Source organism: Nonomuraea sp. NPDC049655 (assembly GCF_044465465.1).
Classification (GTDB): domain Bacteria; phylum Actinomycetota; class Actinomycetes; order Streptosporangiales; family Streptosporangiaceae; genus Nonomuraea.
This window is the reverse complement of the sequence record NZ_JBITLS010000016.1, coordinates 299,076-314,639: the sequence shown is the minus strand read 5'-3', so window position 1 is coordinate 314,639 and position 15,564 is coordinate 299,076. Positions and strand designations below refer to the sequence as shown.

13 protein-coding genes are annotated in these 15,564 nt (G+C 71.1%); 8 read left to right on the top strand and 5 right to left on the bottom strand.

Annotation, left to right across the window (positions count from 1 at the left end; translation table 11 throughout):
* Nucleotides 1-15: 15 nt before the first annotated feature.
* The gene (locus tag ACIBQ6_RS42270) at nucleotides 16-2,211 is read right to left on the bottom strand and encodes a protein kinase (RefSeq protein ID WP_397218598.1); all 2,196 of its coding nucleotides are present in this window, start codon (nucleotides 2,209-2,211) and stop codon (nucleotides 16-18) included.
* Between the two features lie 68 nt (nucleotides 2,212-2,279).
* Between ACIBQ6_RS42270 and rsmA the strand changes: the two genes are divergently transcribed.
* Together rsmA and ACIBQ6_RS42260 are read left to right on the top strand one after the other, a co-directional pair.
* Nucleotides 2,280-3,119: a 16S rRNA (adenine(1518)-N(6)/adenine(1519)-N(6))-dimethyltransferase RsmA gene (rsmA, locus tag ACIBQ6_RS42265; RefSeq protein ID WP_397218610.1), complete on the top strand. Its 840-nt coding sequence runs from the start codon at nucleotides 2,280-2,282 to the stop codon at nucleotides 3,117-3,119.
* A gap of 485 nt (nucleotides 3,120-3,604) precedes the next feature.
* Entirely contained in the window at nucleotides 3,605-4,237 is a 633-nt protein-coding gene (locus ACIBQ6_RS42260; protein WP_397218597.1) for an NlpC/P60 family protein, read from the top strand.
* A 477-nt stretch (nucleotides 4,238-4,714) separates the two neighbouring features.
* On the opposite strand, the gene ACIBQ6_RS42255 is transcribed toward ACIBQ6_RS42260, so the two are convergent.
* The 3 genes from ACIBQ6_RS42255 to ACIBQ6_RS42245 all read right to left on the bottom strand — a co-directional run bounded on the left by ACIBQ6_RS42255 (nucleotide 4,715) and on the right by ACIBQ6_RS42245 (nucleotide 7,512).
* Nucleotides 4,715-5,536, bottom strand: a complete 822-nt coding sequence (locus ACIBQ6_RS42255; RefSeq protein ID WP_397218596.1) for an arginase family protein — start codon at nucleotides 5,534-5,536, stop codon at nucleotides 4,715-4,717.
* A 273-nt stretch (nucleotides 5,537-5,809) separates the two neighbouring features.
* A complete protein-coding gene (locus tag ACIBQ6_RS42250; protein ID WP_397218595.1) occupies nucleotides 5,810-7,003 on the bottom strand; it encodes a hypothetical protein in 1,194 nt (397 codons plus the stop codon).
* Complete coding sequence (locus tag ACIBQ6_RS42245; protein WP_358294576.1) at nucleotides 7,000-7,512, bottom strand: sigma-70 family RNA polymerase sigma factor; 513 nt, start codon at nucleotides 7,510-7,512, stop codon at nucleotides 7,000-7,002. The genes ACIBQ6_RS42250 and ACIBQ6_RS42245 overlap by 4 nt, the downstream gene beginning before the upstream one ends.
* 374 nt (nucleotides 7,513-7,886) lie before the next feature.
* Here ACIBQ6_RS42245 and ACIBQ6_RS42240 point away from each other — a divergent pair, with 374 nt between their 5' ends.
* Nucleotides 7,887-8,789 (top strand): 4-(cytidine 5'-diphospho)-2-C-methyl-D-erythritol kinase, encoded by a 903-nt coding sequence (locus tag ACIBQ6_RS42240; RefSeq protein WP_352321954.1) that lies wholly within the window; start codon nucleotides 7,887-7,889, stop codon nucleotides 8,787-8,789.
* Nucleotides 8,790-9,042: 253 nt separating this feature from the next.
* Entirely contained in the window at nucleotides 9,043-10,860 is a 1,818-nt protein-coding gene (locus ACIBQ6_RS42235; protein WP_397218594.1) for an ABC-F family ATP-binding cassette domain-containing protein, read from the top strand.
* Between the two features lie 251 nt (nucleotides 10,861-11,111).
* On the opposite strand, the gene ACIBQ6_RS42230 is transcribed toward ACIBQ6_RS42235, so the two are convergent.
* A complete protein-coding gene (locus ACIBQ6_RS42230; protein WP_352321957.1) occupies nucleotides 11,112-11,615 on the bottom strand; it encodes a MarR family transcriptional regulator in 504 nt (167 codons plus the stop codon).
* 56 nt (nucleotides 11,616-11,671) lie between these two features.
* Here ACIBQ6_RS42230 and ACIBQ6_RS42225 point away from each other — a divergent pair, with 56 nt between their 5' ends.
* The 4 genes from ACIBQ6_RS42225 to ACIBQ6_RS42210 all read left to right on the top strand — a co-directional run bounded on the left by ACIBQ6_RS42225 (nucleotide 11,672) and on the right by ACIBQ6_RS42210 (nucleotide 15,561).
* On the top strand, nucleotides 11,672-12,442 hold the full coding sequence (locus ACIBQ6_RS42225; protein WP_358294571.1) for a trans-aconitate 2-methyltransferase: 771 nt from the start codon (nucleotides 11,672-11,674) through the stop codon (nucleotides 12,440-12,442).
* 68 nt (nucleotides 12,443-12,510) lie between these two features.
* On the top strand, nucleotides 12,511-12,861 hold the full coding sequence (locus ACIBQ6_RS42220) for a VOC family protein (RefSeq protein WP_397218593.1): 351 nt from the start codon (nucleotides 12,511-12,513) through the stop codon (nucleotides 12,859-12,861).
* 52 nt (nucleotides 12,862-12,913) lie between these two features.
* A complete protein-coding gene (locus ACIBQ6_RS42215) occupies nucleotides 12,914-14,389 on the top strand; it encodes a CHAD domain-containing protein (protein ID WP_397218592.1) in 1,476 nt (491 codons plus the stop codon).
* Complete coding sequence (locus ACIBQ6_RS42210; protein ID WP_397218591.1) at nucleotides 14,386-15,561, top strand: cytochrome P450; 1,176 nt, start codon at nucleotides 14,386-14,388, stop codon at nucleotides 15,559-15,561. The genes ACIBQ6_RS42215 and ACIBQ6_RS42210 overlap by 4 nt, the downstream gene beginning before the upstream one ends.
* Nucleotides 15,562-15,564 lie beyond the last annotated feature (3 nt).

The window sequence follows — 15,564 nt, the reverse complement described above, 5'->3', positions numbered from 1 at the left end:
GCGTTCGGACGGGGCTCACAGGGCGACCTCGATCTGTCGGCCGTTCTCCAGCATGGTCGCGGACATCTTCACGGGCTTGCGATAAGGCGCCAGGTCGAACACGAAGGCGCCGTCCACCCGCCCGCCCGGCTGGAGGGCCGGGGGCAGGGTGACCGGGGCGGGGTCGTGCTCGCCGCCCTTGTCGTCGACCAAGGTGACGACCGGCCGGACGAGTCGGCGGCGTTCACCGCCTGGATTGATCACGGTCCAGTGGACCACGCAGAGCTGCCCCTTCGTGGTGGTTTGCCCCTCGAACTCCTTCAACCCGCACTCCGGCGCCTCCGGCACGACCACCACCGGGTCGTCGAAGTTCCCGCCCAGCGCGAACCTGCGGCCCACGTCGCCTGGACGCGGGTTCGTCACGGCCCTGGAGGGGCTGTTGGAGGTGGCGACGGAGGAGGGGGTGCGGCCGGAGTTCACGATCAGGACGGTGACGGTGACCACGATCGCCAGGACGGCGGCCGCGGCGGCGATCAACCAGCGGGTGCCCTTCGTACGGGTGCCGCCCAGGGTGTCCGGTTCATCGGGGGCGTACGTCAGGGCGCCCGGATCCGTACCCTCGCCGCTCCGGGCCCCGGCGACCGGTCGGGAGCCCGTGGCCGGTCGGGAGTCGGCGGCGGATCGATGCTCAGCGGCGGATCGACGCTCGGCGCTGGATCGTCGCTCGGCGGTGGATCGTCGCTCGGCGCTGGATCGGGGGCCGGTGAAGGGTTGGGACTCGGTGGCGGGCCGGGTGTCGGTGGTCGGTCGTGACTCGGTGGGGGGCCGCGACTCGTAGGGAGGCCGCGGCTCGGTGGTCGGCCGGGGCCGTGCCGGTTGCCCGCCCGAGGCGGACTGCCGGCGTGCCAGTTGGCGGGCCTGCTCAAGCTGGCGCTCCTGCTCCTGGCGACGGGCCTGCGCCTCGGCCTCCCAGCGGGCCAGCTCGTCGCGGGCGGCCTGCTCCTCGCGCCGCGCCAGTTCGTCCGGGGACGCCTGCCGCGCTCCCGCCTGCTCGCCCGCTAAGCCGGCGGCCCCTCCGGAAGCGTTCCGAACATCGGGCCCGGCGTCGGCCCCGAACGCCCCGGGCACCTTGGGCCGCCCCGCTCCCGGCCCCGCTCCGGGCCCCGAGCCTCCTCCGAGCCCCGAGTCTCCTCCAGGCCCTGATCTTCTTCCCAGGCCCGCGGCACCCCCGGGGCCGGGGTTGCGCGCGCCCGTCGCGTCGCTCGGCGGCGGGGTCGTGAACGTGGCCGTGACGTCCGGCTCGTCCACGACGTTCTGCGGCGGCTCCCAGTCGGTCAGCATCTCCGTGGCGACCAACGTAGGCGGATTGTCGGAGATAGCCGGAGTGCTCCCGCCCACCAAGGCGATCAGAAGCTCCTGGGCCGTGGGCCGATGGGCGGGATCCATGGCGGTGGCACGGCGTACCAGCTCGTTGAGCGGCGCGGGAAGCGCGCCCAGCTCGGGCGGCGTGTTCAGCACGCGGGTCGCCATCGTGATGGGATCGCCCCGCCCGAACGGATGCCGCCCGTTGCCCGAGTACGCCACCAGGCACCCCCAGGCGAAGATGTCCGCCGCCGGGGACACCAGCTCACCCCGCACCTGCTCGGGAGCCCACCAGCCGGGGCTGCCCAGCAGTTCCCCGGAGAGCGTGAACCCGGTGTCCCGGTCCAGCGCCCTGGCGATCCCGAAGTCGATCACCCGCGGCCCGGACAGCGACAGGATGACGTTCGCCGGCTTCAGATCCCGGTGCACCAGCCCGGCCACGTGGATCGCCGCCAGCGCCGCGGCGACCCCCAGCGCCACGCCGTGCAGCGGCCCCGGGTCGAGTGCCCCGAAAGTCACGATCTGGTCGGAAAGGGGAGTGCCCGCGATGTACTCGGTCACCATGTAAGGACGTCCGTCCCCGGTGTTGCCGTTGTCGAGCACCTGAGCCGTGCAGAACGACGCCACCCGGCGCGCGTTGTCCACCTCGGCGTGGAAGCGGGCGGCGAACCCCTCCTGGTTGGCGAACTCCGCCTTCACCACCTTGAGCGCGACGAATCGCCCCGTCGGGGCCCTGGCGAGGAAGACGGTCCCCATGCCGCCTTCGCCGAGTCGTCCGAGCAGGCGGTAGGGCCCGATCTCCCGCAGATCGGTCGGACGGAGCGGCGCGGCGCCCGTTGGCTCCATCAGGGACGTCCCTTCCTGTTCCACGCCATCCTCTCCTTAGGTCTCCCCCATCCGCCATCGCAGGTTCTTCGATGCGGGAGACTGGTTGGATGATGAGGCTGTTGGGCCCTGCAGAAATACGTATTTTGGCGAACAAGCTAGATCTTCGCCCCACGAAAAAGCTAGGCCAGAACTTCGTGATCGACGCGGGAACCGTCCGGCGCATCGTCCGCGTGGCCGACCTGTCGGCCGACGACGTGGTCATCGAGGTCGGGCCCGGCCTCGGCTCGCTCACCCTGGCGCTCCTGCCCGAGGCCGCGCACGTGGTGGCCGTCGAGATCGACCCGGTCCTGGCCACCCAACTGCCCCTCACCGTCGCCGAGCGCGGCCCGTCCGACCGGCTCACGGTCGTCAACGCCGACGCCATGAAGATCTCCCTCGACGACCTCGCCGGTCACGACCCCACGGCTCTGGTGGCCAACCTCCCGTACAACGTGGCCGTCCCCGTGGTGCTCCACCTCCTGGAGACGCTGCCCTCGCTGCGCAAGGGCCTGGTCATGGTGCAACTGGAGGTGGCCGACCGCCTCGCCGCCGGTCCCGGCTCCAAGGTGTACGGCGTGCCGTCGGTCAAGGCCGCCTGGTACGCCGACGTCCGACGGGCGGGCCCGGTCGGCCGTACGGTGTTCTGGCCCGTCCCGAACGTCGACTCCGGCCTGGTCTCCCTGACCCGCCGCGAACCGCCGGCCACCACGGCCACCAGGGAAGAGGTCTTCGCCGTCGTGGACGCCGCCTTCGCCCAGCGCCGCAAGACCCTGAGGGCCGCCCTGGCGTCCTGGGCCGGAAGTCCGTCCCAGGCGGAAACGGCACTGAGAGCCGCCGGCGTGGACCCCTCGGCCAGAGGCGAACAACTCACCGTCGACTCCTTCGCCCGAATAGCCGAACAAAAGCCCTAACCCAATCCCCATCCTCAAAGAACCCAAGCCCCACCCCCCGAGCTCCACCTGAGCACCCCCTCCACCCCCAGGGCTTTGGCGTTCCGTGACGCCCGCACACCCCCAGGCGCCTCGCCTCCCGTCACATGCGGCCTCGGGGCGTCCGCCTGGCGTCGGCTTCACGTGCGGCCTCGGGGCGTCCGCCTGGCTTCGGCGCGGCGAACCTGCACAGCCCCCCACACGCCCCCGCCTTTCCGCGCAGGCACGCCCCCGCCTTTCCGTGCAGGCGCGCCCCGGCCCTCCACGCAGGCGCGCCTGTCCTTCCGCGCAGGCGCGCGCCCGGCCCACATCCACCCGTACTCGCACGAGACCCCGGCACCGGGCGGCTGTCCACACCCCAAGCCGCTCAACACCCGCCCATCCACAGAACCCCGTTCGGCCCCTCCGCCCCCGCTTCACCCAGGTGATCCTGGCTCCCGTCCCTCATCACGACGAAGGAGCCATTCATGAACACCCGCCACCACGTCACCCAACTGTCGGTCATCCTCAGCAGCGGCCTCCTGACCGTCACAGGAGCCCACCCCACCCTCGCCAGAGCCACCCCCACTCCATGCCTCAGGGCCACCATCACCATCCCCGCCGCCGGCGCCGCAGCAACCGCCACCACTCGCTGCCAGGCCCCCCACCACCCCAAGAAACCGAAGCCGAAGAAACCCAGAAAGCGCCCGAAGCACAAGGGCGACATCGCAGCCGCCGCCGCCCTCTCCCAGCTTGGCGTCTCGTTCTCCTGGGGCGGCGGCTCCTCAAGAGGCCCCACCATCGGAGTCGGCACCGGCGCGAACACAAGAGGCTTCGACTGCAGCGGCCTCACCCTCTACGCCTGGTCCAAGGCCGGAGTAAGGCTCGCCCACTACACCGGCACCCAGTTCCGCCAGGGCCGCAGAGTCCCCCTCGCCTCCAGACGCAAGGGCGACCTCCTCTTCTTCGGCGGCCCCGGCGATCCGACCCACGTAGCGCTCTACCTGGGCGACAACATCATGATCCACGCCCCCCGAACCGGCGACGTAGTACGAAGAACCAACTTCCTGAACTCCGCCTACTACCGAACCGCCTACCGAGGAACCATCCGCCCCGCCTGACACCACCGCACCCCCGCCCCCGCCCCCGAACACCCCACCACCCGTCAACGCCCGTCAACCATGGGCGCCAGCCAACTGCTGACGACGCACCCTCCGGCAGGCGGCCATCCACCCGGGACGCCTACTCATCACCTGAGAGCAACCACCACGAATCAGCGCTGCGACCGGCTACAAACTCTGAGCAGCGCCACGGGCCGCGAACCAGCGCCGCGACCAGACACTTACCCCGAGCAGTCCCATGGGCCTCTGCGGCCAACCCTGACCAGCACCACAGGCGCCCACCTTCTACCCCTGAGGCGACTGCCGCTCGCCCTGATCAGCGCTACGGGCGCTCACCGTCCACCCGATCAGCGCCGCAGGCGACTGCCGCTCACTCTGACCAGCACCGCGAGCGCCCACCACTGACCGTGAGCAGCACCGCAGGCGAGCGCTCGCCCCGACCAGCACCCAAGAGGACCGCTCCGCCGCGAGCGCCACCTACCGCCCGGCGCAGACCGCCACCAACTCCTTCACCACCGACGTGAGCAACGCCTGATCCTCCGCCCCCGCCGGCTCATACTCCATGAGCCCCAACCCCACCACCTCGGACCGCGCCGCGATGGCCCTCACCAGCTCCAGAAGCTCCTCAGGCCGGAACCCCTCAGGCGTAGGAGACCCCACGCTCCCGAAAATCTGCGGATCCAGGACATCGAAGTCGACATGCACATAAACAGCCGTCCGCTCCCCGCCCGCCGCCGCAGCCGCAGTACCGACAGCCTCGACCAGAGCCTCCGCATCCGCCGCCCGCACCCACCGCACACCCCGAGCCTCGACGAACGCGACCTCAGCCGGATCCAGATCACGCACCCCCGCCAGCACGACCTGCCCGGCCCCGACCGGCTGCCCGGCCACCAGCCCGTCAGGCCCTTCGCCGGTCAACGCCCTCAGGACCATGCCGTGAAAGGCCCCCGACGGCGACGACTCCGGCGTGTTCAGATCCCCATGCGCATCGAACCAGACGACGACCAGCCCATCCCCGAACCTCCGCCGCGCGGCCGTCACCGGCTCCAGCTCGACACCGCAGTCTCCACCCGCGGTGACCAGAAGCCCGTCCCACCCAGCCTCGACGACCGCAGCCCGAACCCTGGAAGCAGTGACCACCAGATCATCGTCATCGACCTCGACCTGAATCCGACGATCCGCGTCCACCATCTCCGCAACCAGCCGGGCCCCCTCCCGCAGCCGCTCAGCCGTACGAGCCCCGGACCCCCGCCACTGCGGCACCTCGACAACCGTCACCTCGGACACGAGCACCTCCACATCAAGTAGTCCTCTCAGCATCCCAAGGGCGAACCAATGCCGACCACCACAAACTCTGCTGAACCAGATCGACGAGTGCCGCATGAAGGCCCCCGCAGGGCGTCGTCCCGGACGGGGGCACACCGTGCCCGCCGCCACCCAGGTCCGTCTCGGCCGAACCCCGCATGTTCAGCTCTCAGAAGCGGGTGGTGGTGCGCCATGACCACCCCTGACCCCGAAGGTCGCCGGCATCAGACGAAGGAGGCCGACGCGGCACCACCACTCCAGGCCCGGTCATCTGCCCCGCTTGCACTCCCTGGATGCCGGAGCCGGCGGGCCGGTCCAGCCGGATTCGGGGCCGCGTGCCCGATAGCTCACGACCTCGCCCTCCCTCGCACCCGCAGCCGTACGAGCCGCGTAGGAGACCGATGCGAGCAACTGACCCGTCACGGGATCGAGGATGTGCCTGTCGCGGACGGTCACCGCCCTGCCCGGCGAGAGCAGTTGGCTCCCGGTGCCGCCGAGGTCCACCGAAAGCCCGGCTCTGCCCAGCGGGTCCCCGACCGTGCCGACCACCTTGGTGGACGGCAACCCGGCCAGCACCCGGATGACCGCCGCACGTTGGGCAGGCCCGAGCGGCATGGCCAGAAGGTTCACGGTGACGGGCAGAAACTCCTGGAAGGACTGGGCGAACCCGCGCGCCGTCGAGAGCTCGTGGTAGACGTGCAGCCGCCTCATCAGTTCGTCAGGGCGAGCAGGGAACACGGACAGGTCCGCCATGGTGAACTCGGCGACCGTCATATCCGGATAAACCCCGTTAGGTTCCAGCCCCGCGCTGTACACGCAACCCTTGGAACCGTCCACACCGGTGATCGACTTGGCCTCGCCGCCACGAGCCGACGGCAGCCCGTCCACGACATCCCCATCGCTCATCGGTACCGGACGGCACGACGTTCTGCCGCCGCCGTAGCAAGGGCCCGCCACCTGGGCGGGTGCCCCCGAAGCGCGCCAGGCACGTTCGTCCGCGACCGTGACCGGGCGGGCGATGGCCGGCGACCATTGCCTGATCACCACGTCGGTGGGATCGCGCGGCTGCCAGGTCTCCCGGCGCTCGGCCACCATGATCGTGTACCCGCCGCCGGCCGACCAGGCGTTGCCCTCGATCCGAACATCGCGCCAGTACGCGCCGCTGCTTGCGGGCAGCTTCTCGATCCTGTCAGCGAGGTCGTACAACTCCTGGTTGGGCCTCGACGGCGTGAGCACGGGCGGAGCAGCGGTCAAGCTCGTGACCAGCGTGACGACCAAGGCGACGACCACGGCCGTCGCCACCGGCGCCCAGAGGATCCGTAGACGGGGGAGCGGCAGGCGGCGTGCCCGTCGCGGCTCGGCCGCCATGATCGCGTCGCGCAGCTCGCGCGCGCCGGATCCCTGAGGAAGCGCCTGCGGAGCGGGATCGATGGCCTTCACCAGATCGTCTATGTCGTTCATGCCTTCCTCATCACCATCGTCCGGGACGGCTGCCGCTCCAGCAGCGCCGCCAGCCGTCTGCGCGCACGATGCAACCGGGTACGGGCGGCGATCGCCGTACATCCCATGACCTGGGCGATCTGCTCGCCGCTCAGCCCCTCCCAGCACGCCAGCGCCAGCACCTCGCGGTCCCGTTCGGGTAGTTCGTCGAACGCCCTGCGCACGTGGTCGAGCTCAACCGGCGTCACCGTCCGGGCGGCGGCCAGTTCGTCGCGGAGGCGTTCGGCCAGCACAGCCCGCCGCGAGGCGCCGCGCTGCTGGTTGGCCAGCACCCGCCGGGCCACGCCGTACAACCACAGCAACGCCTTATCCCCTTGGGGGACGTCGCCGATCCGCCGCCACGCGATGAGGAACGTCTCGGCGAGCACGTCTGCCGTGTCCTCGGGCGAGCTGGTACGGCGGGCGGCGTACTGCTGTATCGCCGGGTAGTACGTGTCGTAGACCGCCTCGAAGCGATCTCGCTGTGTCACAAGTTCTCCTAGCGAAGGGTGCCGGACACAGTGGTAAATGTCCGGCACCAGCCCGCCTGTTGCACCACCGCCCACAACGGCCGCGACGCCGCCGAAGCCGCTTCCCCGGGGCGGTCCGGGCCATCGGCGACGCCCAGAGAGGGCAAGGCGCCGTTCCGGAGAGAAGGTCGGCCCGAAGAGAAGGCGGTGGCAGAAAGACGGCAATGTCGGCGTATGACCACCTGATCGGCCGAAAGGAGGACGAACCTCACTCTGCGTGGCCCGCAGTCGGTCATCTCACACGTCTAATTCCGAGAACCGCATGTCAGCGCACCCCACCCCGATAACATCGAGTGTCCTTGACCCCGGCAAGCGATGAAAGTGGCAGAAGATCGATGAGTTCGGTGACCGTACGTGTGCCCGCGAAGGTCAACGTGCAGCTTTCAGTCGGCCCGCTCCGGGAAGATGGCTACCACGACCTGGTCAATGTCTTCCACGCAGTGTCGATCTTCGATGAGGTGGTCGCGAAGGAGGCCGAGTCGATCACCGTCACGGTCAACGGCAGATGGTCCGACCAGGTGCCCGTCGACGACGACAACCTCGCCATCCGCGCCGCCCGCGCCCTCGCCAAGCACGCCGGCCGCTCGTACGGCGCCGATCTGATCATCGAGAAGGCCATCCCGGTCGCCGGCGGCATGGCGGGCGGCAGCGCCGACGCGGCGGGGGCGCTCGTGGCCTGCAACGAGCTCTGGGGGCTGGGCCTGCCCTTCGAGGACCTCATGGAGATCGCCGGAGACCTGGGGAGCGACGTGCCGTTCTCGCTGCTCGGCGGCACCGCGGTCGGCACCGGCCGCGGCGAGCAGCTCAGCGAGCTGCCCACGGGCGGCACGTTCCACTGGGTGTTCGCGCTGGCCGACGGCGGCCTCTCGACCGCCAAGGTCTACGCGGAGTGCGACCGCCAGCGCGAGGCTTCGAACGCCCGCGTGCCCTGGCCCGAGCTCGACGCCCCGCTCATCGAGGCCCTCGGCACCGGCGACGCGTACGCCCTGGGCGCCCACCTGAGCAACGACCTCCAGGCCGCCGCCCTGGCCCTGCGTCCCGAGCTCGCCACGACCCTCGACAGCGGGCGCCAGCACGGCGCGCTGGGCGCGATCGTCTCCGGCTCCGGCCCCACGTGCGCCTTCCTGGCCATCGACGCCACCCACGCCCGCGACCTCGCCAACAGCCTCACCGCCACAGGCGCCGCCACCACCACGGTCGCCGCCCACGGCCCCGTAACCGGCGCCACCCTGCTCTGACCTGCGGTCGGGTTCGGGGCTCGTACGGACCTGCTGATCACGGACGGGCGGTGTGAGGGGGCCGGCATCGCGTGCACCTTCCCATCGGGTGACGGGCCGACGCTTCATCGCGCGGGGGCGACGCCTCCAGGGGACGGACGTGAGCCTGGCGCTCAAGACGGGCATTCGGTCCGGCAATCCCTGGCCCGTAGACGATCAAGGGACGTCGTGGGCGTCGGGAAGCGGTTGAGGGGACCGATACCCTGGACACGTCATGAATCTGGTCAACCTTGAGTCGGTCTCCCACGCCTACGGGCCCAAGCCGCTCCTCAGCGACGTCTCCCTGGGCATCGAGGCCGGGGAGCGCATCGGCGTCGTCGGCCGCAACGGGGGCGGTAAGACGACCCTGATGTCGGTCATCGCCGGTGACGTGCGTCCCGACAGCGGCCGGGTCACCCACACGCGCGGGCTGCGGGTCGGGTTCCTGTCCCAGCAGGACACCCTCGACCCCGAGGCCACCGTGACCCAGCTCGTCCTGGGGGACAGGGCTGAGCACGAATGGGCAGGTGACCAGCAGGTCCGCGAGATCCTGGCGAACCTGATCGGCGACCTCGACCTCAGCGCCAAGGCCGCCGCGCTGTCCGGTGGCGAGCGCAGGCGTACGGCGCTGGCCCGTCTGCTCATCGACGACCACGACCTGGTCATGCTCGACGAGCCCACCAACCACCTCGACATCGAGGCGATCGCCTGGCTCGCCGCCCACCTGGCGACCAGGAAGAGCGCCCTGCTGGTCGTGACCCACGACCGCTGGTTCCTCGACGCCGTCTCCACCCGCACGTGGGAGGTCGTCGACGGCCGGGTCGAGCGCTACGAGGGCGGCTACGCCGCGTACGTGCTGGCCAAGGCCGAGCGGGCGCGCATCGCGCAGGCGGCAGAGGAACGCCGCCAGAACCTCATGCGCAAGGAGATCGCCTGGCTGCGGCGCGGTCCGCCCGCCCGCACGTCCAAGCCGAAGTTCCGGATCGACGCCGCGCAGGCCCTGATCGCGAACGAGCCGCCGGCGCGGGAGACCGTCGAGCTGATGCGGTTCGCCGCGGCCAGGCTCGGCAAGACCGTCTACGACCTGGAAGACGTCACCCTGCACGCGGGCGGCCCCGGTGACGGGCCGCTGGTGCTCGATCACTGCACGTGGCAGTTCGGGCCGGGCGACCGGATCGGCCTGATCGGCGTCAACGGGTCGGGCAAGTCGTCGGTGCTGCGGTTGCTCGCCGACGGCGTCCAGCCGGACTCGGGCCGGGTGATCCGGGGCAAGACCGTACGTCTGGCGCATCTGTCCCAGGAGTTGACCGAGCTCGACCCGTCGCGGCGGGTGCTGGAGTCGGTGGAGGAGATCCGCAAGTACCTCCAGCTGGGCAAGCGGGAGTGGACGGCGTCCCAGTTGCTGGAGCGTCTGGGCTTCAAGGGCGACGCGCAGTGGAAGGTCATCGGCGACCTGTCCGGCGGCGAGCGGCGGCGGCTTCAGCTGCTGCGCCTGCTGATGGACGACCCCAACGTGCTGCTCCTCGACGAGCCCACCAACGACCTCGACATCGAGACGCTCAACGAGCTCGAAGACCTGCTGGACGGCTGGCCGGGCACGCTGATCCTGGTGAGCCACGACCGCTACTTCCTGGAGCGGGTGACCGACCGGTGCGTGGCCCTGCTGGGTGACGGCAAGCTGGTGATGCTGCCGGGCGGGGTCGACGAATACCTCGAACGCCGCAGCGCCGGCACGGCGGTGACCGCCCGTATCGGCAGCGCGCCTGCCCCGGCGTCCGGTGCTCCGGCCCCGGTCGCGGCGTCGTCCGGCGCGCAGCCGGAGGCCGGGCTGTCGGCCAAGGAGGAACGCGAGCTCCGCAAGGAACTCAACCGCCTGGAACGCCAGCTCGACAAGCTCGGCGACCAGGAGGCCCGCCTGCACGCCGCCATGGCCGAAGCCGCCAGCGACTACGCCAAGCTGGGCTCCCTCGACGCCCAGCTCCGCGACGTCCTGGCCCAGAAGGACACCGTCGAGGCGGAATGGCTCGAAGTGGCCGACCGCCTCGGCGACTGACCCTCGCCACGCTCTCGCACGCGAGGGTTCGCGCCGGTTCGACGGCCGCCTGGGAGTGGGCGTCGGCTGACCGGCCGGGCGCCGTCGCCGTGCGGGGGTCGCAAGGCAATGGCCGACGTGGCGGCCTCCGTCGCCGGGCGGCCGTGGCCCTGAAGCCCCGGTCGCCGGGCGGCCGTGCCCCTGAGGCTCCCGAAATGGGCCGTCCGCCGCCGCGCCCGCCGGAAGAGCGTGCGTAAAACCTTCTAGAGGGGTTATTGGGGGGAGTCGAAGGGGGCGAGGAGCAGGCGGAGGAGGGCGGCGAGGGAACGCTGGTCGGCGGGTTGGAGGCCGGAGAGCAGGTCGCGCTCACGCCGCAGCAGGTCGGCGAACGCCGCGTCCACCCGCGCCACCCCCGTGTCCGTCAGCGACACCAGCACGCCGCGCCGGTCCTCGGGGTCGGGCCGCCGCCGCACCAGACCCGCCTGCGCGAGCCGGTCGATGCGGTTGGTCATCGTCCCGGACGTCACCAATGTGGCCCGCAGCAGGGCCCCGGGGCTCAGCTCGTACGGCTTCCCGGCCCGCCGCAACGCGGTGAGCACGTCGAACTCCCAAGGTTCCAGATCATGTTCGGCGAACGCCGCCCGCCTGGCGCGGTCGAGATGTTTGGCCAGCCGTGACACCCTGGAGAGGACCTGGAGGGGCTCGACGTCGAGATCGGGCCGCTCGATCCGCCATGCCGCGACCAGCCGGTCGACCTCGTCATCCTGTGGCGTCATGACACAGAGTCTACTGTCTTGACATCGAGATATCTCTCTCGATATCAATTATCTCTATGTCAAGAGATATCTGGGACCCGGTGACCTACGCCGTCTACGCCGACGAGCGGTCGCGGCCGTTCATCGAGCTGATATCCAGAGTCGGTGCGGTGGCTCCCGATTATGTCGTGGACGCGGGCTGCGGCAGCGGCGAACTCACCGTCATGCTGGCCGAACGCTGGCCGGACGCCACCGTCGAGGGCTTCGACGCCTCGCCCGCGATGATCAGCAAGGCCCGTAAGCTCACCGGCTCGGTGCATTTCGCCGTGGCCGACGTCGACACCTGGCACCCCGACCGCCCCATGGACGTGATCGTCTCCAACGCCGTCCTGCAGTGGGTGCCCTCCCACCACGGCGTGCTCGAACACTGGCTGGAGGAGCTGGCCCCCGGCGGCTGGCTGGCCTTCCAGGTGCCGGGCAACTTCGACGCCCCGAGCCACGTCGCCATCCGCGAGCTGTGCGCCTCCCGCGCCTGGTCCGACCGGCTCAGCGACCTCAACAGGGCCAACCCGGTGGACGACCCGGTCCAGTATCTCGACTTCCTCAACGACGGCGGCTGCCAGGTGGACGCCTGGGAGACCACGTACGTGCACCTGCTCCAGGGCGAGAACCCGGTCCTCGACTGGGTCTCCGGCACGGCCCTGCGCCCGATCTTCGACCGGCTCGACCCGGCGGAGCAGCGGCGGTTCAAGGCCGACCTGGCCGGGCCGCTCGCCGAGGCCTACCCGGCCAGAAGCTACGGCACCCCCTTCCCCTTCCGCCGAATCTTCGTAGTCGCCCAGAAGTGACCGGAGCCCAGAAGTGACCGGGGCCCGGAAATGACCGGGGCCCGGAAACGACCCGTGGAGACCCAGAGATGACGATCAAAGCCCTGCACCACGTCCAACTCGCCGCGCCCAAGGGCAGCGAGCCCGAGCTGCGCGCCTTCTACGGCGACGTGCTCGGCCTGCGCGAGGTCCCCAAGCCGCCGGAGCTGGCCAAACGCGGCGGCGCCTGGTTCCGCGGCGACGGCGTGGAGATCCACCTGGGCATCGAGGACGACTTCAGGCCCGCACGCAAGGCCCACCCGGCGTTCCTGGTCGAGGACCTCGACGCCTACGCCGCCAGGATCCCCGGCGCGGTGCCCGACGACCTCTTCCCGGGCTACCGCCGCATCTACGTCACGGACCCCGTGGGCAACCGCATCGAGCTCCTGCAGGCCGTGTGATGTTCACCTGCAGGTGGCATCATGGTCCGATATCGGACACTTGTGAGGTGCAGTGGGCATCGAGATCGAGGACAAGTTCGACGTTCCGACCGACTACACGATCCCGGACCTGAGTAGCCTGGCCCAGGTCACGGGCCCGCGCAGTCATCAGCTCGTGGCGCTCTACTACGACACGGCCGATCTGCGGCTGGCCGCGCGCGGCGTCACGCTCAGACGCAGGCGCGGCGGCGACGACGCGGGCTGGCACCTGAAGCTGCCCAAGGCCAGGGGCGTGCGCCAGGAGATCACGTGCCCGCTCACCCGTAGCACCAAGGTCGTGCCGCCGGAGCTGGCCGAACTCGTCCGGGCCTACGCCAGGGGCGCGGAGCTCCAGGTGGTGGCCGAGCTCGACACCCGACGCAGCGTCACCCTGCTGCACGACGGCGGCACCCGGCTGGTCGAGATCGCCGACGACCGGGTGAAGGGCACCGTCCACCGGGACGGCAAGGTGCTGCGGTGGCGCGAGGTCGAGGCCGAGCTCCTGGCCGAGGACCGGCGCGACCTGCTGGCCAAGGTCGGCAAACGGCTGCGCAAGGCGGGCGCGAGCCCGGCGGGCAGCGCCAGCAAGCTCGCCCGGCTCCTCGAACCCGCCCCGCCCGCCAGGGCCGCCACCGAACCCGGCACGGCGGGCGAGACCGTCATCGACTACCTGTCGGGCCAGGTCGCCGCCCTCCTCAGCCAGGATCCGCGGGTGCGCAGGGCGGAGGAGGACGCCGTCCACCAGATGCGGGTGGCCTCGCGCAGGCTGCGCAGCGCGCTCAAGGCGTTCAAGTCGGTGGTGACCGGCACGGAGCAGGTCCAGGAGGAGCTGCGCTGGCTCGGCACGGTGCTCGGCGAGGCCCGCGACCTGGAGGTGATCAGGGCCAGGTTCGCCGGGGAGCTGTCCGGCCTCGCCCCCGAGCTGGTCACCGGCCCCATCCAGACCCGGCTCGGCGCGGACCTGCGCGTCCGCGAGCAGGAGGCGTACGAGCGCATCAAGGACGCGCTCAGCGGCGACCGCTACTACGCCCTCCTGGACGCCCTCGACGCCCTGATCGCCACCCCCGAACTGGGCAAGGCCGCCGCCAAGCCGGCGAAGGACAAGCTCACCGCCCTCGCCGCCGCCGGCTGGGACCGCGTGACCAGGGCGTACGAGACCGCCCAGGCCACCGAGGACGCCGGACGCCGCGAGATCGCCCTGCACGACGTCCGGAAGGCGGCCAAACGCGCTCGATACACCGCCGAAGCCCTCGAACCCACCCTCGGCAAGGGCATGGCCAGGCTGGCCGAGCTGGCCGAGAACGTCCAGGAGGTGCTGGGGGCGCACCGGGACGGCGTGGTCGCACAGGAGACGCTGGCCAAGGAGGCCGAGGGCGCCCGGCAGGCGGGCGAGGACACCTTCACGTACGGGCTGCTGATCGGGATCGAACGCAACACCGCCGAACGTGCCGAGGCCGATTTCCCCAGAGTCTGGGCGGAAACCGTGAAGGCGGTTAAGAAGGTTCTATGACGAACCTTCCGGCAATACCCTTCGCGCGCAGCGACCCCCTCGAAGTCCCGTCGGCCTACCGGGAGCTGCGGGCGAGGGAGGGCATCGCGCGGGTGCGCACCTCGGTGGGCGACGAGGTCTGGCTGGTCACCGACTATGAGCAGGCACGCAGGCTGTTCACCGACAGCCGGCTGGGACGTTCCCACCCCGAGCCCGAGCGCGCGCCGCGCGTGTCGAACTCGGCCCTGCTCGGCGGGCCGCAGGGCGAGGCCGCCACCGAGAAGGCCGACCACGAGCGCCTGCGTAAGCTGCTCGCGCCCTCCTTCTCGGCCCGGCGGATGAGGCGGCTGGCCGGCGAGGTCGGCGTCCTGGTCGAGGAGCGGCTGGACCGCCTGGCCGGCCTCACGCCGCCGGCCGACCTGCACGCCGAGCTCTCCTTCCCGCTGCCCGTGCTGGTCATCTGCCGGCTGCTCGGCGTCCCGTACGAGGACAGGGAGTACTTCAGCGGCGTGTCCGCCCGCATGGCGGACCTCCAGGACGAGGCGGCCGGCGTCGCGGCACGGGCGGAGCTGAGCGCCTACATGGCCGGGCTGATCGCCTGCAAACGGCACGAACCGGCCGAGGACGTCCTGTCGGACCTGGCGGGCGAGCTGGACGACGACGGCAAGATCGCCGAGCTGGCCGCCGGTCTGCTGTTCGCCGGGCACGAGACCACGGTCAACCGCATCGACCACGGCGTGCTCCTGCTGCTGGCCAACCCCGGCCAGCTCGACCTGCTGCGGTCGGACCCCGGGCTCGCGCCCGCCGCGGTCGAGGAGATCCTGCGCATGGCCGTGCCGAGCCTGCACGGCCTGCCCAGGTACGCCCACGAGGACATCGAGATCGACGGCCGCACGATCCGCCGCGGCGAGGCCGTCGTCCTCAATACCGGCGTGGCGAACCGGGACGAACAGGTCTATCCCGATCCCGACACCTTCGTCATCGGCCGTCCTCCGGCCGACCCGCATCTCGCCTTCGGGTACGGCCCGCGGTTCTGCATCGGCGCGAGCCTGGCCAGGGTGGAGCTGGAGGCGGTGTTCAGCCGGCTGTTCCAGCGGCTCCCCGGGCTGCGCCTGGCCGTCCCCGTCGCCGAGCTGCCGCGCAACGAGGGCAGGATCACCCAGGGGTTCGCCCGTCTGCCGGTCACCTGGTGAGCC

Bases quoted from the DNA above. Each gene is read 5' to 3' on its own strand.
- ACIBQ6_RS42220 (WP_397218593.1), top strand. From the start codon at position 12,511: ATGACGATCAAAGCCCTGCACCACGTCCAACTCGCCGCGCCCAAGGGC.
- ACIBQ6_RS42250 (WP_397218595.1), bottom strand. From the start codon at position 7,003: ATGAACGACATAGACGATCTGGTGAAGGCCATCGATCCCGCTCCGCAG.
- ACIBQ6_RS42210 (WP_397218591.1), top strand. From the start codon at position 14,386: ATGACGAACCTTCCGGCAATACCCTTCGCGCGCAGCGACCCCCTCGAA.
- ACIBQ6_RS42240 (WP_352321954.1), top strand. From the start codon at position 7,887: ATGAGTTCGGTGACCGTACGTGTGCCCGCGAAGGTCAACGTGCAGCTT.
- ACIBQ6_RS42230 (WP_352321957.1), bottom strand. From the start codon at position 11,615: ATGACGCCACAGGATGACGAGGTCGACCGGCTGGTCGCGGCATGGCGG.
- ACIBQ6_RS42225 (WP_358294571.1), top strand. From the start codon at position 11,672: ATGTCAAGAGATATCTGGGACCCGGTGACCTACGCCGTCTACGCCGAC.
- ACIBQ6_RS42260 (WP_397218597.1), top strand. From the start codon at position 3,605: ATGAACACCCGCCACCACGTCACCCAACTGTCGGTCATCCTCAGCAGC.
- ACIBQ6_RS42235 (WP_397218594.1), top strand. From the start codon at position 9,043: ATGAATCTGGTCAACCTTGAGTCGGTCTCCCACGCCTACGGGCCCAAG.
- rsmA (WP_397218610.1), top strand. From the start codon at position 2,280: ATGAGGCTGTTGGGCCCTGCAGAAATACGTATTTTGGCGAACAAGCTA.